This is a genomic window from Sphingomonas mangrovi (assembly GCF_047975845.1).
Lineage (GTDB): Bacteria > Pseudomonadota > Alphaproteobacteria > Sphingomonadales > Sphingomonadaceae > Sphingomonas.
Genome location: NZ_JBIUCZ010000003.1, coordinates 145,609 through 169,139, shown reverse-complemented (window position 1 = coordinate 169,139; position 23,531 = coordinate 145,609). Strand labels below are relative to the sequence as shown.

Below are 23,531 nucleotides of genomic sequence, written 5' to 3'. Positions count from 1 at the left end.
GATTGCCCGGCTTCGCGAAGCCGGGCAATCGCACACCGTTCCGCATACGAGAGCTGTCGGTACCTGGTTCCCATCGCAACACCTCAACCTGGTGTTGCACTTCGTTTGTGAACTCGGGGCATCCATTCGCGCAGCGCTTGCGATTCCAGGCGGAGCGGCAATGGATCCTGACTTCCGTCAGGATGACGAAGGGGGGACCTTGCGCAGAGTCTTCCCGACGCGGAAGCACCTCGGGGCATAGCAAAAGGGGCTGCGACGCGAGTCGCAGCCCCTCTCGTATTCCGTACCCCTGGCGTGCTTACGGCGTAGTGCGGGCGGCCTGGCCGTCGCCTTCGGGAGCGGCGATGATGTCCTGGGTGGTCGAGCCCTTGTCGACCACGTTGGTGTCCGGATCGGCGAGTGCCGAGCGGACGCCGGTGTCGGCCGCGGCGTTGCCGCCGGCTTGGCTGACCGCGGCGCGTTCGCTAGCGCTGCGCTGCGCCTCGCCGCCGAACATCGCCTGCAGCGCCTGGGTGGAGGCGCCGACTTCCTGCGGGCGCGGCGCACCCGGCTGCGGCGGCACCAGCGCATAGTCGGGCGGGATCACCAGCGGCGCCTGGCGCGCCACCGCGAACTCGTCGGGACGGGCGCGGTTGAGACCCGACGAGCCGCAGCCCGCCAGCGCAAGGGCGAGCGCAACGCTCGCGGCGGCATGGAGTTTACGCATTTACCTTCTCCCCAGCGGGCGTTTCGGCGGGCTTGTCGCGCACCAGCACGGCGCGGACAAGCAGGATCAGCACGCCGATGGTGATGGCGGCGTCGGCGACGTTGAAGATCAGGAACGGGCGCCACGTTCCGAAATGCAGGTCGAGGAAGTCGACCACATAGCCGAAGCGCACGCGGTCGAGGATGTTGCCGAGCGCACCACCCAGCACCATGCCCAGCGCGAACAGGTCCGGCCGGCTCTTTTCACGCAGCATCCACCAGGCGACGCCCGAGGCGATCGCGGCAGTGAGCAGCACCAGCGCCCAGCGCATCACGCTGCTGTCGGCGGGGAGCAGCCCCAGCGACACGCCGACGTTTGGCACGAAGCGCAGGTCGAAGATCGGCAGCAGCAGGCGCTCGTCGCCCGGCTGGGACACGCCGAGCGGTCCGGTGACGACGAACTTCACCGCCTGATCGACGAGAAAGATCAGGCCGGCGAGCAGAAAGCCGTGAAGGCGGGTGCGTTGCATCAGGATACTACCTCGGCACAGCGGTGGCACAGCGCATCGTCCTCTGCAACGTCCGGCAGATGGCGCCAGCAGCGGCCGCACTTACGCTTGTCGGTGCGGGCGACGCCCACGGCGGCGTCGTCGCCCTGCCCCTTCGCCACTGAAGCGACGATGAACGCCTCGGCAAGCGCGTCCTCGGGAAGCGGCAGCGCGGGGACGGTGACGTCCGCCTCCAGGCTGGAGCGCACGATCTTTTCGCGGCGCAGCGGCTCGATCGCCTCGGTCACCCGCTCGCGCAGGCGGCGGACGTCCTCCCAGTTGGTCGACACCGCATCGTCGGCGGGCAGCGCCGGCAACTCTGGCCATTCGAGCAGGTGCACCGAGCCGTCCTCGCTGGGGTAGCGCGCCTGCCACACTTCCTCGGCGGTGAAGGCAAGGATCGGTGCGGCATAGCGAACCAGCGCGTGGAACAGCAGGTCGAGCACGGTGCGATAGGCGCGGCGCTTGGGATCGTCCGCAGCGTCGCAGTAGAGCGAATCCTTGCGGATATCGAAGAAGAACGCCGACAGATCCTCGTTGGCGAAGTCGGTCAGCGCGCGCGCATAGCGGTTGAACTCGTACGCCTCGGCGGCGGCGCGCAGCTCGACGTCGAGCTTGCCGAGCAGGTGGAGCACGTAGCGCTCCAGCTCGGGCATCTCGGCGACCGCGACCCGCTCCGCGTCGGTGAAGCCGTCGAGCGCACCGAGCAGGTAGCGGAAGGTATTGCGCAGCTTGCGATAGGTGTCGCCGGTGCCGGCGAGCACTTCCTTGCCGATGCGAACATCCTCGAAATAGTCGGTCTGCGCGATCCACAGGCGCAGGATGTCGGCGCCCGATTCGCCGATCACCTTCAGCGGATCGACGACATTGCCCAGGCTCTTGGACATCTTGCGGCCGTTGCCGTCGAGCGCGAAGCCGTGGGTCAGCACCGCATCATAGGGCGCACGGCCACGGGTGCCGCAGCTCTCCAGCAGCGACGACTGGAACCAGCCGCGATGCTGGTCCGAGCCCTCGAGATAGAGGTTGGCGCGGGTGCCGGCGCCGTAGCGCGCCTCGACCACGAAGGCGTGGGTCGAGCCCGAGTCGAACCACACGTCGAGGATGTCGGTGACGACCTCATAGTCGGCGAGCGCATAGTCGGGGCCGAGCAGCGCCTGATGATCGGCGGCGAACCAGGCATCGGCACCACCCTGGCGGAAGGCGTCGAGGATGCGCGCGTTGACCGCCGGATCGCGCAGATAGGCGCCGGTCTGGCGGTGGACGTAGAGCGCGATCGGCACGCCCCAGGCGCGCTGGCGGCTGATGACCCAGTCGGGACGGCCCGACACCATCGAGGCGATGCGGTTGCGGCCCTTTTCCGGCACGAAGCGGGTGTGCTCGATCGCGTCGAGCGCGAGTTCGCGCAGGGTCGCGCCGTTGCCGGCGGCGGGTGCGCGCCCATCTGCCATCCCTACAGTTCCCGTCACCCCAGCGAAGGCTGGGGTCTCCCGCGGCTCCTGTCCCGCGCCCTCGCCGGAGATCCCAGCCTTCGCTGGGATGACGGGGGCGGCGGACGAGGTCGACGCGCCTCCGTCCATCGGGATGAACCACTGCGGCGTCGCGCGGAAGATCACCTTCGCCTTGGAGCGCCACGAATGCGGATAGCTGTGGCGGAAGTCGTCCGACGCGGCGAGCAGCGCGCCCGCTTCGCGCAGGTCGCGGCAGATCGACCCTTCCTCCAGCTTGCCGCCGTTGCCGGACGCGGTGAACTTCGGGTTGATGACGCTGCCCTGGCCGCCGAGCCACGCCCAGTCCTCGCGGTACTTGCCGTCGCCGGTCACCGCGAACACGGGGTCGATGCCGTAGGCCTTGCACAGCGCGAAGTCGTCCTCGCCATGGTCCGGCGCCATGTGGACGAGGCCGGTACCCGCGTCGGTCGTGACGAAGTCGCCCGGCAGCATCGGGCGCGGCTTCGCGAAGAAGCCACCGCGCGCGTGCATCGGATGGCGGGCGACGGCGCCAGCGAGTTGCGCGCCCGTGCCGCGCCACACCACCGTACCCCGGCGAAGGCCGGGGTCCAGGGTTTCGGACGCTGCCGCCCGGGGCTCTGGACCCCGGCCTTCGCCGGGGTACGGCACCCGCTTGGTGAAGGATTCGACCAAAGCCTCGGCGACCAGGTAGCGCCGCTCGCCCTCTGCCAGCAGGACGTAGTCCACCTCCGGACCATACGCCAACGCCTGGTTCACCGGGATCGTCCAAGGCGTAGTCGTCCAGATCACCGCATGCGCGCCGACCAGCTCGGGCGCATTGGGCGCCTCGACGATCTCGAACGCGACGTCGATCTGCGTCGAGGTGATGTCCTCATATTCGACTTCGGCCTCGGCGAGCGCGGTCTTTTCGACCGGGCTCCACATCACCGGCTTGGCGCCGCGGTAGAGCTGGCCGCCTTCCGCGAACTTGAGCAGCTCGCCCGCGATCGTCGCCTCGGCCTCGTACTTCATGGTGAGGTACGGGTCTTCCCAGTCGCCGAGGACGCCCAGCCGCTGGAACTGGCCCTTCTGCACGTCGACCCAGTGCGCGGCATAGGCGCGGCATTCGGCGCGGAACTCGGCCGGCGGCACCTCGTCCTTCGAGCGCTTCTTGGCGCGATACTGTTCCTCGATCTTCCACTCGATCGGCAGGCCGTGGCAGTCCCAGCCCGGAACATAGGGCGCGTCCTTGCCCATCAGCGTCTGCGAACGGACGATGATGTCCTTGAGGACCTTGTTCATCGCATGGCCCATGTGGATGTCGCCGTTGGCGTAGGGCGGGCCGTCGTGGAGGATGAACCGCTCGCGCCCGGCGCGCTCCTTGCGGAGGCGATCGTACAGCCCGATGCGCGCCCAGCGATCGAGGATCGCCGGCTCCTTGGCGGCAAGCCCCGCCTTCATCGGGAAGTCGGTCTTCGGCAGGAAGACGGTGTCGCGCCAGTCGCGCTTCGCGTTCGGTTCGTCGGTCATGGAACCGCGCCGATTAGAGGATGCGGGGCCGGGGGTGAAGCGCGAAGTGGTGGACGGGGCGCGGTGGCGCCCGTCAGTCGCGGCAATAGCCCTCGCCGGGTTTCACCGTCAGGCAGTCGTCCTTGCCCGCGAGCCACTTGAGCCCGGTGGCGTCGCCGTCGGTCGCGCGCAGCGTCTGCGCGCCGTCGGGCCGAGTGAAGCGGATGGTGTCGCCGTCCGCCACGCCCGCGAAGCTGCCCTTGTCATCCAGCGTGTATTGCATCGTCAGCGTGTAGTGCCCGGGGCCGTGGGCGGCATCGGCGGCGATGTCGAGGTTGAGCCCCTCGACCCCGCGCCAGCGGCCGATCCAGCCGTCGGTGGCGGCGGTATCCGCAGTGGCCGTCGCTGCCGGGGTCGGCGTCGCGGAAGCGGCCGGGGTCGGCGTCGCGGAAGCGGCCGGGGTCGGCGTCGGGGCGGTGGCGACGCTGTCGCGGACCTGCTGCTCGACCGCCTCGCCCTCGGCGCGGCGCGCATCATGGTCGTTGCACCCCGCCAGCGTCACCAGCACCGCCGCCAATCCGATCCCTGCGCGCATCCGTTCCTCCACCGCGTTCGCCCGCTTCTCTAGCGTTCGCAGGCCGGGACGGCTAGGCAGCAGCGATCCCCAGATTTGCAAGGCCCGCACCCATGACCCACCGCATCGCGCTCGCCTCCGACCATGCCGCCGTGTCGCTCAAGGCCACGCTGGCGCAATGGCTGCACGACGCCGGGCACGAGGTAGTCGACCTGGGCCCGGAGGGCGAGGCGAGCGTCGACTATCCCGACTACGGCTATACACTCGCGCGTGCGGTCGCCGGCGGCAAGGCGACGTTCGGCATCGCGCTGTGCGGATCGGGCATCGGCATTTCGATCGCGGTCAACCGCCACGCCGGCTGCCGCTGCGCGCTCGTCAACGAGCCGCTGTCGGCGCGGCTGGCACGCGAGCACAACGACGCCAATGTGCTGGCGCTGGGCGCGCGGCTGGTCGGCATCGAAATGGCGAAGGCCTGCATCGACGCGTTCCTCGCCACCCCCTTCGGCGGCGAACGCCACCAGCGCCGCGTGGACAAGCTGGGAACACCGTCGCTGGATTGATGCGCCTTCTGGCGCTGCTTCGTCCAACCTCCTCCGTTTGCCTCGAGTAGCCGTCGAGCTTGTCGAGACGGCGTATCGAGAGGGCGGTTGCCGTGGCTCTCTCGATACGGGCTCTCGACAAGCTCGATCCCTACTCGAGACAAACGGAAGAATAAGAGCGGCCCCGGCAATGGGAGCAACATGCCGGACCCAACAACGGGTAGCCTTCACGCGCGCGGCATCCTAAAGGCACGCGCGACCGGCCAGCCCGAGCCCCAGGAGGCGCATCCATGAGCAGCAATCCGCAGACCCATCAGGTCCAGCCCGACGGTTTCTTCACCCGTACCCTGGCCGATGCCGATCCGGACGTGTTCGCCGGCGTCGCCCACGAGCTCGACCGCGAGCAGACCCAGATCGAGCTGATCGCCAGCGAGAACATCGTGTCCAAGGCGGTGCTCGAGGCGCAGGGTTCGGTGTTCACCAACAAGTACGCCGAGGGCTATCCGGGCAAGCGCTATTACCAGGGCTGCGCCCCGTCCGACGAGGTCGAGACGCTGGCGATCGAGCGCGCCAAGCAGATCTTCGGCTGCGGCTTCGCCAACGTCCAGCCGCACTCGGGCGCGCAGGCCAACGGCGCGGTCATGCTGGCGCTGACCAAGCCCGGCGACACCATCCTGGGCATGAGCCTCGACGCCGGCGGCCACCTCACCCATGGCGCCAAGGCGGCGATGTCGGGCAAGTGGTTCAACGCCGTCCAGTACGGCGTGCGCCGCGAAGACCATCGCATCGACTACGACCAGGTCGAGCAGCTGGCCAAGGAGCACAAGCCGACGCTGATCATCGCCGGCGGCTCGGCCTATCCGCGCCACATCGACTTCGCCCGCTTCCGCGCGATCGCGGACGAGGTGGGCGCGAAGTTCATGGTCGACATGGCGCACTTCGCCGGCATCGTCGCAGCCGGGCTGCACCCGACCCCGTTCGGCCACGCCCATGTCGTCACCACCACCACCCACAAGACGCTGCGCGGGCCGCGCGGCGGCATGGTGATGACGGACGACGAGGCGATCGCCAAGAAGATCAACTCGGCGGTGTTCCCGGGCCTGCAGGGCGGGCCGCTGATGCACGTCATCGCCGCCAAGGCGGTGGCGTTCGGCGAGGCGCTGCGCCCCGAGTACAAGAGCTACATCGCCGCGGTGGTGGAGAACGCCCAGGTGCTCGCTGCCACGCTTAAGGAGCGCGGCAGCGACGTGGTGTCGGGCGGCACCGACACCCATCTCGCGCTGATCGACCTGACCCCGCTGGGCGTCACCGGCCGCGATGCGGACGAGGCGCTGGAGCGCTCGGGCATCACCTGCAACAAGAACGGCATCCCGTTCGACCCGCTGCCGCCAGTGAAGACCAGCGGCATCCGCGTCGGGTCGCCGGCGGGCACCACCCGCGGCTTCGGCACGGGCGAGTTCCGCGAGATCGGCAACATGGTCGCCGACGTGCTCGACGGCCTGGCGGCCAAGGGCGAAGCGGGCGACGCGCAGGTCGAGGCGGGGGTCCGCGAGCGGGTTCGTGCGTTGTGTGCTCGGTTCCCGATCTACGGAGGCTGAGATGACCGACTACACGACCGACGCGGAAAAGAAGGCGCTCGGCAAGAGCATGGCGAAGTGGGGTGCCTTGGGCGCCGTGGTCGCCATCCCCCTCCCCTTCGTCGGGCCGGTGATCGGCGCGGCGGCGGGGGCGGGCTATGCCTATTACAAGGCCAAGAAACGGATCTGAATGCGCTGCCCCTTCTGCGGACATGAAGCGAGCCAGGTAAAGGACAGCCGCCCCACCGAGGATGGGGCGGCGATCCGCCGGCGCCGCCAGTGCGAGGCCTGCGCCGCACGCTTCACCACCTTCGAACGCATCCAGCTGCGCGAGCTGTGGGTGCTCAAGAGCGAGAGCCGGCGCGAGCCGTTCGACCGCGAGAAGCTGCTCCGCTCGGTCGCGATCGCCACCCGCAAGCGCCCGGTCGAACAGCCGCAGATCGAGCGGCTGGTGTCGAGCATCCAGCGCCAGCTGGAAACCACCGGCGACACCGAGATCCCCGCCCCGCGCATCGGCGAGATGGTGATGGAGGCGCTGAAGGACCTCGACTCGGTCGCGTACATCCGCTTCGCGAGCGTCTACAAGGACTTCCGCGAGGCGCGGGACTTCGAGGAATTCGCGGGGAACGTCGCCGAGGTGGGGCGGGAGTAGCACCCCTCAACCGCCGGCCCGCGGCATATACCGCCGTTCGTCCTCTCCATCCGTTCGGTTCGAGCCGCATCGAGCCTGTCGAGATGCGAAGTCGAGAACCCGCCGAGCCACGAGAGGAAGCCGTCGATGTTCCACGTCTACATCCTGCGCTGCGCCGACGGCACCTATTACACGGGCCACACCGAAGACCTGGAGGCGCGGCTCGCCCAGCATCAGGCCGGCACCTTCCCGGGCTACACCCATGATCGACGCCCCGTCGAACTGATGTGGAGCGACAGCTTCCCGACGCGGATCGAGGCGCTCGAGCGCGAGCAGCAGGTCAAGGACTGGTCGCGCAAGAAGAAAGAGGCGCTGTTCCGCGCCGACTGGGACGGCGTGTCGGCGGCGGCGGGTTCTCGACCACGCGTCTCGACTGCGCTCGACGCGCGCTCGAACCGAACGGAGAAATTAGAAGTGTCCCCACCCCCCGTCATCGTGCTGGTCCGGCCGCAGCTCGGCGAGAACATCGGCAAGGCCGCGCGGGCGATGCTCAACTTCGGGCTGGTCGAGATGCGGCTGGTGTCGCCGCGCGACGGCTGGCCCAATCCGCAGGCGGGGCCGGCGGCGAGCGGCGCCGACGTGGTGCTGGAACAGGCCCGCGTGTTCGACAGCGTCGCCGAGGCGGTGGCCGACTGCAGCCACGTCTATGCGACGACGGTGCGCAAGCGCGGCGTCACCAAGCCGGTGGTGACGCCGGAGGAAGCCGCACGCGCGATCCGCAGCGACCCCGGTCGCGCCGCGATCCTGTTCGGACCCGAACGCTCGGGGCTGGAGACCGACGACGTCGCCGTCGCCCGCACCATCGTCACCGTGCCGATTAACCCGGAGTTCGGCTCGCTCAACCTCGCCCAGGCGGTGATCCTGGTCGCCTACGAATGGTCGAAGGGTGCCGACCTCGCCAGCCCGCCGGAGACCGAACTCGATCCGCCGGCCCGCCAAGAGGAGCTGGAGGGGATGATCGGCCAGCTCGACGCGATGCTGGAGGACGGCGGCTATTTCTTCCCGCCCGACCGTGCGCCCACCACGCGGCGGATGCTGCGCACGCTGCTCACCAAGCCCGGCTGGACCGCGCAGGAGGTGCGCACGGTGCGCGGGGTGCTGTCGACGCTGGCGCGGCCGCGCCAGCGGTAGAGCACCGTCCGGCCCTCCTTCGTCATGCTGACGCAGGTCAGCATCCATACACGCTGCGCCCGCGCTTCCTGCCGGAGCGGCAATGGATCCTGACTTGTCGTCAGGATGACGAGGGGAACGAAAGGGTTAGCGCCGGTCGAACGCGGCCAGCTCGTAGGCGATCGACGCCTCGACCAGCTGCTCCCACAGCGCGCCGACCACGTCCTCCGGTACGCCCAGCCGTGCCGCCTCGGCGCGGGCGTTGGCGATCACCTCGGCCTTGCGCGCCTCGTCGCGGACGTGGCCGCGCTCCGGCTTGATGCGGGCGGCGGCGTCCATATAGGCGAAGCGGCGGGCGAGCAGCGCCACCAGCTCGCGGTCGAGCTGGTCGACGCCGGCGCGGACTTCGCGCATGGTGGTGCAATCGGGACCGGATAGGATCGTCATGCCGCGTGCCTAGGCGGGCGGCCCGTGCGCTGTCCAGCGCCGCCGCCGCGGCTTGACTCGCAAGGCCGCTTCCGGCTAGGCGCGCGCCTTCGCAATTGGCCCCGCACCCCGGTGAAGCGGCGGCCCTGCCGATCTTTCGATCCCAGCAGCGCGAGAAACCGGGATTCGCGACCGCCCCTCGGGACGGTCACCGTCGTTGCAATTGCAAGGAATACGTCATGTCGAAGCGCAGCAGCGCCAAGTACAAGCTCGACCGTCGTCTCGGCGAGAACATCTGGGGTCGTCCGAAGAGCCCGGTCAACAAGCGCGAGTACGGCCCCGGCCAGCACGGCCAGCGCCGCAAGGGCAAGATGTCCGACTTCGGCATCCAGCTGCGCGCCAAGCAGAAGCTCAAGGGCTATTACGGCGACGTCACCGAGAAGCAGTTCAAGCGCACCTACGAGGAAGCGTCGCGCATGAAGGGCGATACCGGTCAGAACCTGATCGGCCTGCTCGAGCAGCGCCTCGACATGATCGTCTATCGCGCCAAGTTCGCGCCGACGATCTTCGCCGCGCGCCAGATCGTCAACCACGGCCACATCCGCGTCAACGGCGTGAAGTGCAACATCGCGTCGCGTCGCGTCCGTCCGGGCGACGAGATCACCCTGGGCAGCAAGGCGCAGGAAATGACGCTGGTGCTCGAGGCGCAGAGCCTGGCCGAGCGCGACATCCCCGAGTACGTCGCCCCCGACGGCGCGGCCAAGGTGACCTTCACCCGCGTGCCGACCCTCGACGAGGTGCCGTATCCGGTGAAGATGGAACCGAACCTGGTCGTCGAGTTCTACTCGCGCTGATCGGGTCCCGCGGCTCCGGCCATGGTCCGAAACGAAGAGGGCGGTCCCGCGGGGCCGCCCTTTTTCGTTGTGCGCACCGGCATTTGCGCCGCCGCGACCGGCTGTGCCACAAGGGACGCGACGATCGATCCCTCCCGGAGACTCCATGCGCGCATTCCTGCTCGCCGCGGCGCTGCCGCTGGCCGCCTGCCCCACCCTCGCCTTCGGCCAGGCGGCGACGCCCGCGCCGGTCTCCGAGGAGACGCTCAAGACCGTCACCAAGACGCTGTCGTCCGATGCATTCGAGGGCCGCGCGCCCGGCTCTGCCGGCGAGGAGAAGACGCTCGCCTATCTGGTCGAGCGCTTCCAGGCGGCGGGGCTCAAGCCCGGCAACAAGGGCAGCTGGTTCCAGGACGTGCCGCTCGTCGAGATCACCGCGCGCAACGTCTCGCCGCTGACCTTCACCGGCGCCGGCCAGCCGCGGTCGCTCGCCTATGGCCCCGAAATGGTCGTCGGCACCTACCAGGTGACGCCGCGGATCGACGTGAAGAACAGCGACGTGGTGTTCGTCGGCTACGGCATCAATGCGCCCGAGAAGGGCTGGAACGACTATGCCGGCGTCGACGTGAAGGGGAAGACCGTCGTCATCCTGGTCAACGATCCGGATTACGAGTCGCCCGGCCTCACCGGGCCGTTCAACGGCAAGGCGATGACCTATTACGGCCGCTGGACCTACAAGTACGAGGAAGCCGCGCGCCAGGGGGCGGCCGCCGCGATCATCGTCCACGATACGGTGCCGGCCGCCTATGGCTGGAACGTCGTCCAGTCGAGCTGGACCGGCGCGCAGCAGGTGGCGGACGCCGCCAACGGCCATAGCGACCAGTCGCAGGCGATCGGCTGGATGCAGCTGGACGCCGCCCGCAAGCTGTTCGCCGGCGCCGGCAAGAACCTCGATACGCTGATGGCTGCGGCCAAGCGCAAGGGGTTCAAGGCGGTGCCCTTGAAGGGCGTGCAGGCCTCGGTCAGCTTCGACAACCAGATCCGCCGCCATGCGTCGAAGAACGTGGTCGGCATCCTGCCCGGCACCCAGCGCCCCGACGAGGTCGTGCTCTACACCGCGCATTGGGATCACCTCGGCCACTGCGAGGCGGCGCCCGACGGCGACGACATCTGCAACGGCGCGGTCGACAACGCCAACGGCGTCGCCGCGCTGGTCGCGCTCGCCGAGGCCAATGCCAAGGCCGGCGCGACCCCGCGCTCGCAGCTGTTCCTGGCGGTAACCGGCGAGGAATCGGGGTTGCTCGGCTCCGACTATTACGGCGCCAACCCGATCTATCCGCTCGCCAAGACGGTCGGCGGGGTCAACATCGATGCGATGTCGATGGCGGGGCCGTCGCGCAACATCGTCGTGATCGGCAAGGGCAAGTCGGAGCTCGACGCCTATCTCAACCGCGCGCTCGCCAAGCAGGGCCGCGTCGCCACCGCCGAGCCGACCCCGCAGAACGGCTATTACTATCGCTCCGACCATTTCAGCCTCGCCAAGCACGGCGTGCCGATGCTCTACGCCGAGGGCGGCGAGGACCTGGTCGCCGGCGGCGTCGCCGCGGGCAAGGCCGCGGCCGAGGACTATACCGAGCACCGCTACCACGGCCCCAAGGACGAGTACGATCCCAAGTGGAACTGGGACGGCGTCGTCCAGGACGTGACGCTCTACTATCAGGTCGGCCGCGAGTTGGCGACGACGAGCGCCTGGCCCAACTGGGTTGCCGGCGACGAGTTCCGCGCGATCCGCGACCGCAGCCGCGCCACGGCCCAGTAAGACGGTCGCGGCGTCCACGCGCATGTTCAGCGCACCTCGCGCCGGTTGCGGCGCGGCTGTCGTCGTCGATGGCCGCATGCTCCTCGTGCAACGCAACCGCGCGCCCGAGCCCGGCCATTGGGGCCTGCCGGGCGGCAAGATCGACCTGTTCGAAACCGCAGCCGCCGCGACGGAGCGCGAGGTGATGGAGGAACTCGGCATCGCCATCGTCGCCGACACCCTCCTGTGCTTCGTCGACCAGATCGACCGCGACGCGGGCAGCCATTGGGTGGCGCCGGTGTTCTTGGTGCGCGATTTCCAGGGCACCCCCGTCAACCGGGAGCCCGAAAAGCACGCCGCGGTCGCATGGTTCGCGCTCGATGCACTCCCCCAGGCGCTCACGACGCCGACGCGGGTCGCGCTCGCCGCGCTGCGTGCACGGGACTAGCGCCCTTTTCCGCTTTCCCTGCCGCGGCTAAGGACGCCGCCATGACCATGCATCCCCCCGCCGAATGGGCGCGCCACGACGCCGTGTGGATCGGCTTCCCCAGCCATCCCGACCTCTGGCTCGAAGACCTGGAGCCCGCGCGGGCGGAAGTCGTCGCCTTCGCGCGGGCGGTGCATGCCGAGGGTGCGGGCGAGCGCGTGGTGCTGGTCGCCGCCGACGAGGACGCCGCCGCCGCCGCGCGGGCGCTGGCGGGCGACGCTGCCGAGGTGGTGATCGAGCCGTTCGGCGACATCTGGCTGCGCGACACCGGCGCGATCCTCGACGGCGCGGGCCGCGCGCACGACTTCGGCTTCAACGGCTGGGGCGGCAAGTACGACCTGCCCGGCGACGACAGCGTGGGTGCCGGGTTGGCCCGTGCGCGCGGGCTCGCCACCGGGCGGCACGAATGGATTCTGGAAGGCGGCGCGATCGACGGCGACGGCACGGGGCTGGTCGTCACGACCGAGCAGTGCCTGCTCAACCCGAACCGTAACGGCGAAGGCTTCACCCGCGACAAGGCGGAGGCGCTGCTGCGCGCCGACCTAGGCTACACTCGCTTCCTGTGGCTGGGCGACGGGTTGCTCAACGACCATACCGACGGCCATGTCGACAACCTCGCCCGCTTCGTCGGCCCGAACCGGCTGGCGATCCCCGAGCCGGCGGCGGACGATCCCAACGCCGACGTGTACCGCGACGCGGCCGAGCGCGCGCAGGCAGCCGGCGTCGAACTCGTCCGCATCCCCTCCCCCGGCCGCGTCGTCGCCGAGGACGAGGTGATCCCGGCGAGCTACATGAACTTCTACATCGGCAACGCCGCGGTGGTGGTGCCGGTCTACGGTCAGCCGAGCGACGATGCGGCGGTGGCAGCGCTTGCGGCGATCTTCCCGGACCGCGAGGTCGTGGGGCTGCGCGCCGACCATATCCTGACGGGCGGCGGCAGCTTCCACTGCATCAGCCAGCAGATCCCCAGCCGCTGATCCTATGCGGGCGCGGCGGTTTCCCGTCGCGCCCACTCGCGCATAGCCGATCCTTGTGCCCCGGCGCAGGCCGGGGCACAGGTGGGTCAACGAAGCCGCATCTCGCGAGCCGCCCGCAACTGGACCCCGGCCTGCGCCGGGGTACGGTCATGGTTCAGGCTGAGTGTGGATGCCAGTTGCGGCTGCAGGAACCTCAGCGCACATATCCGGCACTGGCAACCGGGGCCGCTTCGACTACATAGCGCGGCATGACCGAAATCACCGTCGCCGCGCTGCAGCTCGCCTTTTCCGCCGACATCGACGCGAACATCGCCAACGTCTCCCGCCTGGTTCGCGAGGCGGCGGCCAAGGGCGCGCAGGTGATCCTGCCGCCCGAATTGTTCGAGGGCGAATATTTCTGCCGGGTCGAGGACGAGGGGCTGTTCGCCAACGCCAAGCCCGTGGGCGAGCACCAGGCGGTGTTGGCGATGCAGGCACTCGCCGCCGAGCTGAAGGTGCACATTCCGACCAGCTTCTTCGAGGCGGACGGCCCGCACCATTACAATTCGCTGGCGATGATCGGCCCGGACGGCAAGGTCCAGGGCGTCTATCGCAAGAGCCACATCCCCGACGGCCCCGGTTACGAGGAGAAGTTCTACTTCCGCCCCGGCAACACCGGCTTCAAGGTGTGGGACGGACCTGCCGCCAAGATCGGCGTTGGCGTCTGCTGGGACCAATGGTACCCGGAAACCGCCCGCGCGATGATGCTGATGGGCGCGCAGCTGCTCTTCTACCCCACCGCGATCGGCAGCGAGCCGCACGACACCAGCCTCGACACCGCGCGGCTGTGGCGCCGGGCGATGGTCGGCCATGCGGTCTCCAACGTGGTGCCGGTGATCGCCGCCAACCGCGTCGGCACAGAACACGGCCAGACCTTCTACGGCACCAGCTTCATCTGCGACGAGCGCGGCGACATGCTGGCCGAGCTGGGCCGCGAGGAGGAAGGCGTCATCACCGCGACGCTCGACCTCGACCGGGTGAAGCGCCACCGCGCCGCCTTCGGCTTCTTCCGCGATCGCCGGCCGGAGCTCTACGGCCGGCTGACGCAGGACGTCTGACGCTTCGGGTACGATGACGCTGCAACACACCGTTTGTCCTGAGGTGCCATTGAGCGCAGTCGAAATGGCGTATCGAAGGAGCGCCCACGGTGCTTCGATACGGGGCTTCGACAAGCTCAGCCCCTACTCAGCACGAACGGTTCGCTAGTGAGTCAGCGACCCTAGAACCCGTCCGAGTCGTCGCTCGCGCGGGTTTCGCCGTCGGAGGGCGCCGGCGGTGGCATCCGCTCCTTCTCCGCGCCGCGCTTGAGCGGCAGCGCCTCCTTGAAGGTGAGCGTGCGATAGGGGAACGGGATCTCCATGCCCGCATCGTCCAGCGCGCGCTTGATGCCGCGCACCACCGCGTCGCGGGAGCGGTGCATGTCGATCGGCTTGGAGCCCGCCCACCAGCGCACCAGGAAGTTGATCGAGCTGTCGCCGAACTCCTTGGCGAACACGTCGATGCGCTGGCTGGTGTCGACGCCGTCCGCGTCGCGCACCGCCTGCTCGATGACCGAACGCGCCGCCTCCAGATCGACGTCGTAGGCGACGCCCACGTCCACCTGATGGCGGCGGGTAGCACCGTCGGTCAGGATCTTGACGGGGTTCTTGAACAGATAGGCGTTGGGCACGAGCACCAGCTCGTTGCTCAGGTGGCGCAGATAGGTGTCGCGCAGCGTGATGTGCTCCACCTTCCCCTCGACGCTCTCGCACTCGATCATGTCGCCGATGCGCATCTTGCGCCGGAGCATGATGAGCACGCCGGCGAGGAAATTCTCGAAGATGTCCTTGAACGCGAAGCCGACCGCTACCGAACCCAGGCCGAGCACGGCGAGCAGGTTGGCCGGGGTGACGCCGGGCAGGACGATCGAGCTCGCGATCATCAGCCCGCCGACCCAGATCACGACGCCGACCAGCGTCTCCGCCAGATCGACCAGCGTGTTGCGGACGTGGGACCGCTTGAACAGCCGCTCGGCGATGCGGCGGGCGAACTTCGCCACTGCCCAGGTGACCAGCAGCACCACCGCCGCGATCGCCATCTGCGGCAGCATCCGCACCAGCCCGGCGGCCATCTCGTGCAGCCGCCCCAGCAATATTCGAAACAGATCCATCCGCGCGTGTCCCTCCAGCCCCGATCCCCTGTCGTGCGGACACGACGGCCGGTGGCAGGGAAGCGAACGCGCGGGACGATGGAATGGTGCCCGGGCGCGCCGAAACGTGGCGTCAGGCTTCGGTGTCGCGCAGCTCCAACGCGCGCGCGAACACCGCCTCGAACATCGGCTGGGTCAGCCGGCCGGTGTTCTGGTTGTAGCGCGAGCAGTGATAGCTATCGATCAGGATGCGGCCGTCGGGCATGCGGTGCTCGGCGAGGTGGCCGAACTTCGCCTTCGGCAAGCGCCCGCCCAGCGCCTTGACCGCTGACTGGTGGGCGATCTGGCCCAGCGCGATGAACACGCGAACGCGCGGCAAGGCGGCGATCGGCGCCTCCAGGAACGGGCGGCAGGTGCGGATCTCCTCCGGCGTCGGCTTGTTCTCGGGCGGCAGGCAGCGCACCGCGTTGATCAGCACCGCGCCCTTCAGTTCGAGCCCGTCGTCGGGACGGGCGTCGAACACGCCTTCCGACAGCCCGAACTTGGCGAGCGTATCGTAGAGCAGCGCACCGGCATAATCGCCGGTGAACGGCCGGCCGGTGCGGTTGGCGCCGTGCTTGCCGGGCGCGAGGCCCACCACCGCGAGCCATGCATCGGGATCGCCGAACGCCGGCACCGGCGCGTTCCACCAGTCGGGATATTCCTGACGGAGCGCGGTGCGGAACTCGACAAGGCGCGGGCAGAGCGGGCAATCGCGGGAGGGTTCGGTGGCGGGAAGCGGGCTGGCAGCAGACATGGCGCTGCGGTAGGCGCCCCAGCATGGCCAGGGCAAGCTATGCGATCGCGATCGGCTCGAATCGGCCCGGGCGGCACGGCAGCCCGGAGCGCGAGGTCGCGGCCGCGCTCGACGCGCTCGGCGGGGTCGTTGCGGTGGCGCCGGTGATGCGCAGCGCCCCGCTCGGGCCCTCGCTGCGCCGCTATGCCAACACGGTGGCGCTGGTCGAGAGCGCACTCCTGCCGCCGGAGATGCTGGCGCATTGCAAGGCGATCGAGCGCCGGTTCGGCCGGCGGCGCGGGCGGCGCTGGGGCACGCGGGTGCTCGATTTAGACCTGGTTCTGTGGTCCGGCGGCCCCTGGGCGAGCCCCGGGCTGATCGTGCCGCACCCGGCGTTTCGCGAGCGCCGCTTCGTGCTCGACCCGCTCGCCCGGCTGGTGCCCGAGTGGCGCGACCCGGTGAGCGGACGCACCATCCGCCAGCTCGCGGCGCTGCTCCGGCACGCCAGGGCGGTTGACCCGGCGGCGAACGCTGCCTAGGGCGCGCGGCGAGGGCCGTTAGCTCAGTCGGTAGAGCAACTGACTTTTAATCAGTAGGTCGCTGGTTCGAACCCAGCACGGCTCACCACCGCCAAGGTGGTTTCCTTCGCGGTATCCCCCTCCGTCACCGCAGCGAACGCTGGGGTCTCTTCGTAACGGGGAGATGCCAGCCTTCGCTGGCATGATGATCAGGGCAGCGGACCACTGCACCGCCGCCCCATTGCCTCGCCGGCCGTGCGCTGCGACAGGCAGGCGATGGCTTCCCCTTCCCTCGTGTCGACCCATGCCGAGCTGCGCCCCTCCCCACGCCGTCCGTGGCCGCTGGTCGCGGGCGTGCTCGCCGCGATCGCGCTGCTGGCGCTGCTGTTCCTCGCCTCGGTGATCGCGCGCGGCGATGCGCTGGCGTTCGACCGCACGCTGATCCTGGCGCTGCGCGTCTCGGGCCATCCCGACCTGCCGATCGGCCCGCCCAAGCTGCCGTCGATCGCGCGCGACGTTACCGCGCTCGGCAGCGGCACGGTGCTGACGCTGGTGGTCGCGCTGGCGACGACCTTGCTGCTGCTGCGCCGGCTGTGGCGCACCGCCGCGCTGACGCTGGTGGCGACGATCGGCGGTGCGAGCGCGGTGTCGCTGCTCAAGCGGCTGTTCGAGCGCGCCCGCCCCGATCTGGTCGAGCATCTGATGCGCGAGACCTCGTCGAGCTTTCCGTCGGGCCACAGCGCCAACAGCGCGATCGTCTATCTGACGGTCGCGACGCTGATCTTCCCGATGATCCGCGAGACGCACGTGCGGCTGTTCGTGGTGGTCGCCACCATGACGATCGTCGGGATGATCGGGATCAGCCGCGTCTACCTGGGCGTGCATTGGCCGAGCGACGTGCTCGCCGGCTGGATCTTCGGCGCGCTGTGGGCGCTCGGCTGGTGGCGGGTCGAGCTGACGCTGCTCGCCAGCGCCCGCACCGCCAGGTCAGCCGCGCTCGGCTAGCGCACGCTCCCAGCCGAGCGCGTCGGCGACGATGCGGTCGAGGTCGTCGTATTGCGGCCGCCACGGCAGCGCCGCCAGGATCGCGGCATTGTCGGCGACCAGCGCATCGGGATCGCCCGCGCGCCGGCCCTCGATCCGCCGCTCGATCGTGCGATTGGTGACGCGATCGACCGCGTCGAGCACCTGGTTGACCGAATAGCCGCGGCCATAGCCGCAGTTGAGCGTGTGGCTGCGCTCCGGCTCGGCGACGAGCAGGTCGAGTGCGTGGACGTGCGCCGCCGCCAGGTCCGAGACGTGGATATAGTCGCGCACCCCGGTGCCGTCGTCGGTCGCGAAGTCGGTGCCGAACACCGAGACGTGGCTGCGCTTGCCGGTCGCCGCCTCGACCGCGACCTTGATGAGGTGGGTCGCGCCGGCGGTCGACTGGCCCGATCGGCCCTGCGGGTCGGCGCCGGCGACGTTGAAATAGCGCAGCGCGCAATAGTTGATCGGATGCGCGGCGGCGACGTCCTGGAGCATCGCCTCGGTCATCAGCTTGGACATGCCATAGGGATTGATCGGCGCCTTGGGCGAGTCCTCCCGGATCGGTACCCGATCGGGGATGCCGTAGGTGGCGGCGGTCGAGGAGAAAATGAAGTGCTTCACCCCGCACACGACCGCGCTTTCGAGCAGCGCCCGACTCGCGGCGGTGTTGTTGCGATAGTATTTGAGCGGGTCGCTGACCGATTCGGGCACCACCACCGATCCGGCGAAGTGCATCACCGCCACTACCTGGTGCTCGCGCATCGCCGCGCGCACCGCGTCGTCGTCCTCGATCGCCGCCTCGATCAGCGTCGCGCGGGGATCGACCGCCCAGGCGAAGCCGGTGACGAGATTGTCGACCACCACCACGCGCCAGCCGGCGTCGAGCAGCGCCAGCACTGCATGGCTGCCGATATAGCCTGCCCCGCCCGTCACCAGCACCGAACCCTCGCGCATGCCCACTCCCTTCGCTTCGACGCCCGAGCCCCTAGCAGCGGCGATTGTGCCCGGCGAGTACGTTCCTATCTCTAGGCGACGAACCCGCCGGCCGGGGACGTCGGCAAGCACCGCTTCCGATCCGATTCCCGCCCGGCGGACCCGCGCTTTTGTTCAGGAGATGTGTATGGCTACCGAAGTCGCGACCTTCGCGGGCGGCTGTTTCTGGTGCACCGAGGCGGTGTTCCGCGACGTGATCGGCGTGGAGTCGGTCGAAAGCGGCTATATCGGCGGCACCGTCGCCAACCCCACCTACAAGCAGGTGTGCGGCGGCGACACCGGCCATGCCGAGGCGATCCGCATCACCTACGACGCGGACCAGATCGACTACGACTCGCTGCTCGACATCTTCTTCGCGACGCACGACCCGACGCAGCTCAACCGCCAGGGCAACGACGTCGGTACCCAGTATCGCTCGGCGATCTTCCCGCACGACGCCGACCAGGAGGCGCGCGCCCGCGCCGGCATCGAGCGCGCCGGCGAGAGCGGCGGCACGATCGTCACCACCATCGAGCCGCTCGGCGAATGGTATCCGGCCGAGGGCTATCACCAGGAATATTGGGAAGGCGAAGGCCAGCGGAACCCCTATTGCCTGGCGGTGATCCCGCCCAAGCTGCAAAAGCTGCGCAAGAGCTTCGCGGCGCGATCCAAGGCGTCCGCGCCGACCGCGGCCTGACGCGGAAAGTCAGCGGCTCATCGTCCTTCTTCCGTTCGTCTCGAGTAGGGATCGAGCTTGTCGAGAGCCCGTGTCGAGAGAGGCGATTTCTCGATACGCCGCCTCGACAAGCTCGGCGGCTACTCGAAACGAACAGTGAGAATGAGAGCCTACACCGCCGCGCGGGCGAGCCGGTCGTTGATCGCGACGCCCAGCCCGCCGCGCGGCACCGGCGCAACCGCGATCCGCGGCGCTGCCGCGGCATCGGCGCGGTGGAGGCAATCGAACAGCCGTGCCGCGGCCTCGGTGAGGTCACCCTCGGCCGACAGCGTGTCGTCGCCGGCGACCGCGCCGAACCCGATCAGCCACTCGTCGGGCGCTGCCTGCGCCGCGTCCAGCCGCACCGGCTTTCCCGGCGCATAATGGCTGGCGAGTTGGCCGGGCGCCTCGATCCCCGCGCCCGCACCGCCCGGCAGCGCGCCGGTCATCGCAGCCACCTGCTCCGCGGCGATCGGGCCGGGACGAAGCAGCCGCACGCTGCCATCGGTGCAGGCGAGGATCGTCGATTCGAGCCCGCGCTCGGTCGCCCCGTCGTCGAGGACCAGCGGAATGCGCCCGTCCAGGCTCGCGAGCACATGAGCCGCGCGCGTCGGGCTGATGCCGCCGCTGGCGTTGGCCGACGGTGCGGCAAGCGGCTTTCCCGTCGCGGCGAGCAGCGCCTGCATCGCCCGGTGCGCCGGCACGCGCAGGGCGACGCTCGGCAGGCCGGCGGTCACCAGCGAGGCGATCGGCGCCCCCTCCCGCAGCGGCAGCACCAGCGTCAGCGGGCCCGGCCAGAAGACGTCCGCGAGGCGGCGGGCATGCTCGTCGAACACCGCCAGCGCCTCGGCGGCGGCGCGATCGGGCAGGTGTACGATCAGCGGATTGAAGCTCGGCCGCCCCTTGGCGGCATAGATGCCCGCCACTGCCGCCGCATCGGTGGCGTCGGCAGCGAGGCCGTAGACCGTTTCGGTGGGCACCGCGACGCACTGGCCGTCGGCGATGCTGCGCGCGGCGTCGGCGATCGCCTCCGGCCCATAGGGCAGGCAGCGCGTGGAGATGGCAGCGGACATGCCCGGGCGCTATCGCGCGGGGCACGCCCCGGCAAGGGTCAGGCGGCGAGCAGCGGAGCGGGCGAGGTGCGGGTCATCCCGGTCGCGAGGCGGTGCACGCCGCTGATCGGCAGCGCGGTGTGGCAGACGGCGCATTCGGCGGACATCCGCCCGACGAACCACTGGGTCTGCCCGCAATCGGGGCAATGGTTCGTCTCCGACAGGCGATAGGAGGCGCCGAGCACCCCGCCGCCTTCCCCGCCAATGTTGCCCTGCTGCATGGAATTCCCCCGTTTCGACGGGCAAGAACGTCGACGAGTCGGCGCCGGTTCCGCGCGTCAGGCGGGTTCGCGGTCGAACAGATCGTGGAGGTCGAGCCCGAGCAGCGCGATCTGCTCGCGCACCCGCGGCCAGGTGCCGGCGAGGAACCGCTCGCGCTCGGCCAGGCGCAGCCGCTCGGCGGCGCCCGGCAGCACGAACATGCCGACCCCGCGCCGCACCTCGACATAGCCGTCGTCCTGAAACGTCTGATAGGCCTTCGCCACGGTCAGCGGATTGGCCCCCTGCTCGGCGGCGAAGGCGCGGACCGAGGGAAGCTGCTCGCCCGCGCGCACGTCGCCGCGCAGGATCGCGGCGGCGACGATCGCGCGCAGCTTGAGATAGACGGGGCTGTCGTCGTGATCGATCGCTGCCATGCTGCGTTAATACAGCAACCGGCCGCTGCGTCCACCCTCAGCCCTGCCCGTCAGCCCTGCCAGCGCGTGACCAGCGCGGCGGGATCGGGGCGCGGCCGCTCCTCGAGCGGCTTGCCGGCGGTGCCGAGGAAGACGAACCCGACGATCCGCTCCGGATCGGCGCCGAACGCGTCGCGCACCGTGGGCGACATGCTGGGCCAGCCCGTGATCCAGCTCGCGACGAACCCCATCGCATGGGCGGCATGGAGCAGGTTCATTGTCGCCGCCCCCACCGACATCTGCTGCTCCCACAGCGGGATATGGCTCTCCGGGCGCGGCGAGGACAGCACCACCACCAGCGCAGGCGCCGGCGCGCCGAAGGTCGCCATCGCCTCCAGCTCCAGCCGGCCCGCGTTGGGCTTCTCGGTGCGATAGGCGTCCACCAGCATCGCGTTGAACGCCGCGCGGGCTTCGTCCGGCACCACCACGAAGCGCCAGGGGGCGAGCTTGCCATGATCCGGCGTGCGCGCGGCGAGCGCCAGCATCGCGTCGATCTGCTCCGGATCGGGGCCCGGCGCCACCATCTCGCGCGGCTTTCCCGAGCGGCGCGTGGCGAGCAGCGAAAGCGGGGTGGAACGGTCGTTGAAGGTCATGGCCGAGCCTTATCGAGCCCGGCGACGGGCAACAACCGCTTGGCACGCCGCAATTCTCCGCTAGTCTCGCGCGCCATGCACGCCTGGCGCCCGGCAAGCCGCGGTGCCGTCATGGCTTCAAAGGGGAATCTAGTGGCTGTCATTCCGGCAATCGCCGTTGCCTTTCTGTTGGTGTTGCTGGTCGGGGGCGCCTCCGTCGCCCTGAGCAGCAAGCCCGAGTTCGCGGGACACCCCAAGGGCCTGTACGTCCTGTTCTTCGCCGAGATGTGGGAGCGCTTCTCCTACTACGGCATGCGCGCGCTGTTGGTGTTCTACCTCACCAAGCACTGGCTGTTCAGCGACGGTGAGGCGAACCTGATCTACGGCGCCTACAACAGCCTGGTGTACATCACGCCGGTGCTGGGCGGCTATCTGGCCGACCGCTATCTGGGCCAGCGCAAGGCGGTGCTGTTCGGCGCGATCCTGCTGACCATCGGCCACGGGCTGATGGGCTTCGAGGGCGACGGCGGCGGCAACAGCGGCGGCGCGATCAACATCTTCTGGCTGGCGCTCGCCTTCATCATCGTCGGCTCGGGCTTCCTGAAGGCCAACATCTCGGTGATCGTCGGGCAGCTCTATCCGCGCACCGACACCCGCCGCGACGGCGCCTATACGATCTTCTACATCGGCATCAACGTGGGCGCGACGCTGGGCACCATCCTGGCCGGCTGGCTGGGCGAAACCTATGGCTGGAGCTACGGCTTCGGCGCGGCGGGCATCGGCATGCTGCTGGGCCTGATCGTGTTCGTCGGCTTCAAGCCGCTACTGCTGGGCAAGGGCGAGAGCCCCAATCCCGCGGCGCTGGCGCGCAAGGTCGCCGGGCTGCGCTTCGAGCATCTGCTCTATGCGCTCGGCCTCGCCTCGATCGCGGTCGCGTGGGCGCTGATCCAGTATCGCGACGTGATCGAGGTGCTGCTGGCGGTCAGCGGTGTCGTGCTGCTCGGCTACGTCATCTACGAATCGTTCAAGGTCGATCGCGAGGCGCGCCACCGGCTGTGGGTGGTGCTGTTCCTGATCGCGCTCAACCCGGTGTTCTGGGGCCTGTTCGAGCAGGCGGGCGGTTCGCTCAACCTCTACACCGACCGCTATGTCGATCGCGGCGGCGTGCCGGCGTCGATCTTCCAATCGATCAATCCGCTCTACATCGTCCTGCTAGGCCCGATCTTCGCCTGGCTGTGGGTGTGGCTCGGCAAGCGCGGGCTGGAGCCCTCGACGCCGGCCAAGTTCGGGCTGGCGCTGCTCCAGGTCGGCTTCGCGTTCCTGGTATTCGTGTGGGGCGCCAATTCGGTCGGCCCGGCGGTCGCGACCCCGGTGCTATTCGTGTTCCTGATCTACCTGTTCCAGACCTCGGGCGAGCTCTGCCTGTCGCCGGTCGGCCTGTCGGCGATGAACCGGCTATCGCCCAAGACGCTGGCCAGCCTGATCATGGGCGCGTGGTTCTACATGACCGCGGTCGGCCAGTTCGTCGCCGGCAAGATCGGCCAGGCGACCGGCGGCGAAGGCGGCGAGATGACCAAGGAAGGGACGCTCGCGGTCTACAACACCATCGGCTGGTGGACGATCGCGATCGGCGTCGGCGTGCTGCTGGTGTCGCCGCTGATCAAGCGGCTGATGCACCTCGACACGCTGTCGGACGAACCCGACCATGCGCTGGCGGGCGAGCAGGAGATCGGCGAGCCCAAGGCCGCCGGCTTCAACACCAGCGACGAGACCCGCTGATCCGCGACCGGGGCGCC

The 23,531-nt window shown here is 69.5% G+C and carries 26 protein-coding genes and 1 tRNA gene; 15 read left to right on the top strand and 12 right to left on the bottom strand.

Translation table 11 applies throughout. The annotated features are described in order from the left end of the window. Positions 1 to 298: 298 nt before the first annotated feature. From ACBY01_RS03365 to ACBY01_RS03350, 4 genes are all read right to left on the bottom strand, one after another. The gene (locus ACBY01_RS03365; protein ID WP_416459353.1) at positions 299 to 706 is read right to left on the bottom strand and encodes a DUF3035 domain-containing protein; all 408 of its coding nucleotides are present in this window, start codon (positions 704 to 706) and stop codon (positions 299 to 301) included. After that, positions 699 to 1,214 (bottom strand): signal peptidase II, encoded by a 516-nt coding sequence (gene lspA / locus ACBY01_RS03360; protein ID WP_416459352.1) that lies wholly within the window; start codon positions 1,212 to 1,214, stop codon positions 699 to 701. Before lspA ends, ACBY01_RS03365 begins: the two co-directional genes overlap by 8 nt. Further along, entirely contained in the window at positions 1,214 to 4,210 is a 2,997-nt protein-coding gene (ileS, locus tag ACBY01_RS03355; protein ID WP_416459351.1) for an isoleucine--tRNA ligase, read from the bottom strand. Before ileS ends, lspA begins: the two co-directional genes overlap by 1 nt. A gap of 73 nt (positions 4,211 to 4,283) precedes the next feature. Continuing rightward, positions 4,284 to 4,784, bottom strand: a complete 501-nt coding sequence (locus tag ACBY01_RS03350) for a hypothetical protein (RefSeq protein WP_416459350.1) — start codon at positions 4,782 to 4,784, stop codon at positions 4,284 to 4,286. Positions 4,785 to 4,876: 92 nt separating this feature from the next. Here ACBY01_RS03350 and rpiB point away from each other — a divergent pair, with 92 nt between their 5' ends. The 5 genes from rpiB (at position 4,877) to ACBY01_RS03325 (ending at position 8,701) form a co-directional block, all read left to right on the top strand. After that, a complete protein-coding gene (rpiB, locus tag ACBY01_RS03345) occupies positions 4,877 to 5,323 on the top strand; it encodes a ribose 5-phosphate isomerase B (protein WP_416459349.1) in 447 nt (148 codons plus the stop codon). Positions 5,324 to 5,592: 269 nt separating this feature from the next. After that, a complete protein-coding gene (gene glyA, locus ACBY01_RS03340; protein ID WP_416459348.1) occupies positions 5,593 to 6,900 on the top strand; it encodes a serine hydroxymethyltransferase in 1,308 nt (435 codons plus the stop codon). Between the two features lies 1 nt (position 6,901). Then, complete coding sequence (locus ACBY01_RS03335) at positions 6,902 to 7,069, top strand: hypothetical protein (protein ID WP_416459347.1); 168 nt, start codon at positions 6,902 to 6,904, stop codon at positions 7,067 to 7,069. Beyond that, complete coding sequence (gene nrdR, locus ACBY01_RS03330) at positions 7,070 to 7,531, top strand: transcriptional regulator NrdR (RefSeq protein ID WP_416459346.1); 462 nt, start codon at positions 7,070 to 7,072, stop codon at positions 7,529 to 7,531. Between the two features lie 126 nt (positions 7,532 to 7,657). Continuing rightward, on the top strand, positions 7,658 to 8,701 hold the full coding sequence (locus ACBY01_RS03325) for a TrmH family RNA methyltransferase (RefSeq protein ID WP_416459345.1): 1,044 nt from the start codon (positions 7,658 to 7,660) through the stop codon (positions 8,699 to 8,701). Positions 8,702 to 8,827: 126 nt separating this feature from the next. Here ACBY01_RS03325 and ACBY01_RS03320 read toward each other — a convergent pair whose 3' ends face one another. Continuing rightward, positions 8,828 to 9,127: a chorismate mutase gene (locus ACBY01_RS03320; protein WP_317893612.1), complete on the bottom strand. Its 300-nt coding sequence runs from the start codon at positions 9,125 to 9,127 to the stop codon at positions 8,828 to 8,830. A gap of 218 nt (positions 9,128 to 9,345) precedes the next feature. Here ACBY01_RS03320 and rpsD point away from each other — a divergent pair, with 218 nt between their 5' ends. From rpsD to aguB, 5 genes are all read left to right on the top strand, one after another. Beyond that, complete coding sequence (gene rpsD / locus ACBY01_RS03315; RefSeq protein WP_416459344.1) at positions 9,346 to 9,960, top strand: 30S ribosomal protein S4; 615 nt, start codon at positions 9,346 to 9,348, stop codon at positions 9,958 to 9,960. Between the two features lie 145 nt (positions 9,961 to 10,105). Beyond that, positions 10,106 to 11,758 carry a M28 family metallopeptidase gene (locus ACBY01_RS03310; RefSeq protein ID WP_416459343.1) on the top strand — a complete coding sequence of 551 codons (1,653 nt, stop codon included), beginning with the start codon at positions 10,106 to 10,108 and terminating at the stop codon, positions 11,756 to 11,758. Between the two features lie 22 nt (positions 11,759 to 11,780). Next, positions 11,781 to 12,185, top strand: a complete 405-nt coding sequence (locus ACBY01_RS03305; protein WP_416459342.1) for an NUDIX hydrolase — start codon at positions 11,781 to 11,783, stop codon at positions 12,183 to 12,185. Positions 12,186 to 12,226: 41 nt separating this feature from the next. Further along, entirely contained in the window at positions 12,227 to 13,201 is a 975-nt protein-coding gene (locus ACBY01_RS03300) for an agmatine deiminase family protein (protein ID WP_416459341.1), read from the top strand. Positions 13,202 to 13,449: 248 nt separating this feature from the next. After that, entirely contained in the window at positions 13,450 to 14,298 is an 849-nt protein-coding gene (aguB, locus tag ACBY01_RS03295; protein WP_416459340.1) for an N-carbamoylputrescine amidase, read from the top strand. Positions 14,299 to 14,459: 161 nt separating this feature from the next. Here the strand turns inward: aguB and ACBY01_RS03290 are convergent, their stop codons facing one another. After that, the gene (locus ACBY01_RS03290; RefSeq protein WP_416459339.1) at positions 14,460 to 15,389 is read right to left on the bottom strand and encodes a mechanosensitive ion channel family protein; all 930 of its coding nucleotides are present in this window, start codon (positions 15,387 to 15,389) and stop codon (positions 14,460 to 14,462) included. Positions 15,390 to 15,501: 112 nt separating this feature from the next. Next, complete coding sequence (locus tag ACBY01_RS03285) at positions 15,502 to 16,164, bottom strand: uracil-DNA glycosylase (protein WP_416459338.1); 663 nt, start codon at positions 16,162 to 16,164, stop codon at positions 15,502 to 15,504. Positions 16,165 to 16,187: 23 nt separating this feature from the next. Between ACBY01_RS03285 and folK the strand changes: the two genes are divergently transcribed. From folK to ACBY01_RS03270, 3 genes are all read left to right on the top strand, one after another. After that, positions 16,188 to 16,682, top strand: coding sequence for a 2-amino-4-hydroxy-6-hydroxymethyldihydropteridine diphosphokinase (gene folK, locus ACBY01_RS03280; protein ID WP_416459337.1), 495 nt, complete (start codon positions 16,188 to 16,190; stop codon positions 16,680 to 16,682). Between the two features lie 12 nt (positions 16,683 to 16,694). After that, positions 16,695 to 16,770, top strand: a tRNA-Lys gene (locus ACBY01_RS03275). A 167-nt stretch (positions 16,771 to 16,937) separates the two neighbouring features. Next, complete coding sequence (locus ACBY01_RS03270) at positions 16,938 to 17,666, top strand: phosphatase PAP2 family protein (RefSeq protein WP_416459336.1); 729 nt, start codon at positions 16,938 to 16,940, stop codon at positions 17,664 to 17,666. Here ACBY01_RS03270 and galE read toward each other — a convergent pair. Continuing rightward, on the bottom strand, positions 17,649 to 18,644 hold the full coding sequence (gene galE / locus ACBY01_RS03265; RefSeq protein ID WP_416459335.1) for a UDP-glucose 4-epimerase GalE: 996 nt from the start codon (positions 18,642 to 18,644) through the stop codon (positions 17,649 to 17,651). The two genes, ACBY01_RS03270 and galE, sit on opposite strands and share 18 nt — an antisense overlap. A 166-nt stretch (positions 18,645 to 18,810) precedes the next feature. On the opposite strand from galE, the gene msrA reads away from it, so the two are divergent. Beyond that, positions 18,811 to 19,359, top strand: coding sequence for a peptide-methionine (S)-S-oxide reductase MsrA (gene msrA, locus ACBY01_RS03260; protein ID WP_416459334.1), 549 nt, complete (start codon positions 18,811 to 18,813; stop codon positions 19,357 to 19,359). Positions 19,360 to 19,508: 149 nt separating this feature from the next. On the opposite strand, the gene ACBY01_RS03255 is transcribed toward msrA, so the two are convergent. Genes ACBY01_RS03255 through ACBY01_RS03240 form a run of 4 tightly spaced genes read right to left on the bottom strand, consistent with a single transcriptional unit; the run spans position 19,509 to position 21,756 of the window. Then, positions 19,509 to 20,450, bottom strand: coding sequence for an L-threonylcarbamoyladenylate synthase (locus ACBY01_RS03255; RefSeq protein ID WP_416459333.1), 942 nt, complete (start codon positions 20,448 to 20,450; stop codon positions 19,509 to 19,511). A gap of 38 nt (positions 20,451 to 20,488) precedes the next feature. Continuing rightward, a complete protein-coding gene (locus tag ACBY01_RS03250) occupies positions 20,489 to 20,710 on the bottom strand; it encodes a hypothetical protein (protein WP_416459332.1) in 222 nt (73 codons plus the stop codon). Positions 20,711 to 20,767: 57 nt separating this feature from the next. Then, on the bottom strand, positions 20,768 to 21,124 hold the full coding sequence (locus tag ACBY01_RS03245; protein ID WP_416459331.1) for a GntR family transcriptional regulator: 357 nt from the start codon (positions 21,122 to 21,124) through the stop codon (positions 20,768 to 20,770). Between the two features lie 50 nt (positions 21,125 to 21,174). Next, positions 21,175 to 21,756 (bottom strand): nitroreductase family protein, encoded by a 582-nt coding sequence (locus tag ACBY01_RS03240; protein ID WP_416459330.1) that lies wholly within the window; start codon positions 21,754 to 21,756, stop codon positions 21,175 to 21,177. A 111-nt stretch (positions 21,757 to 21,867) separates the two neighbouring features. Between ACBY01_RS03240 and ACBY01_RS03235 the strand changes: the two genes are divergently transcribed. Further along, on the top strand, positions 21,868 to 23,514 hold the full coding sequence (locus ACBY01_RS03235; protein WP_416459329.1) for a peptide MFS transporter: 1,647 nt from the start codon (positions 21,868 to 21,870) through the stop codon (positions 23,512 to 23,514). Positions 23,515 to 23,531 lie beyond the last annotated feature (17 nt).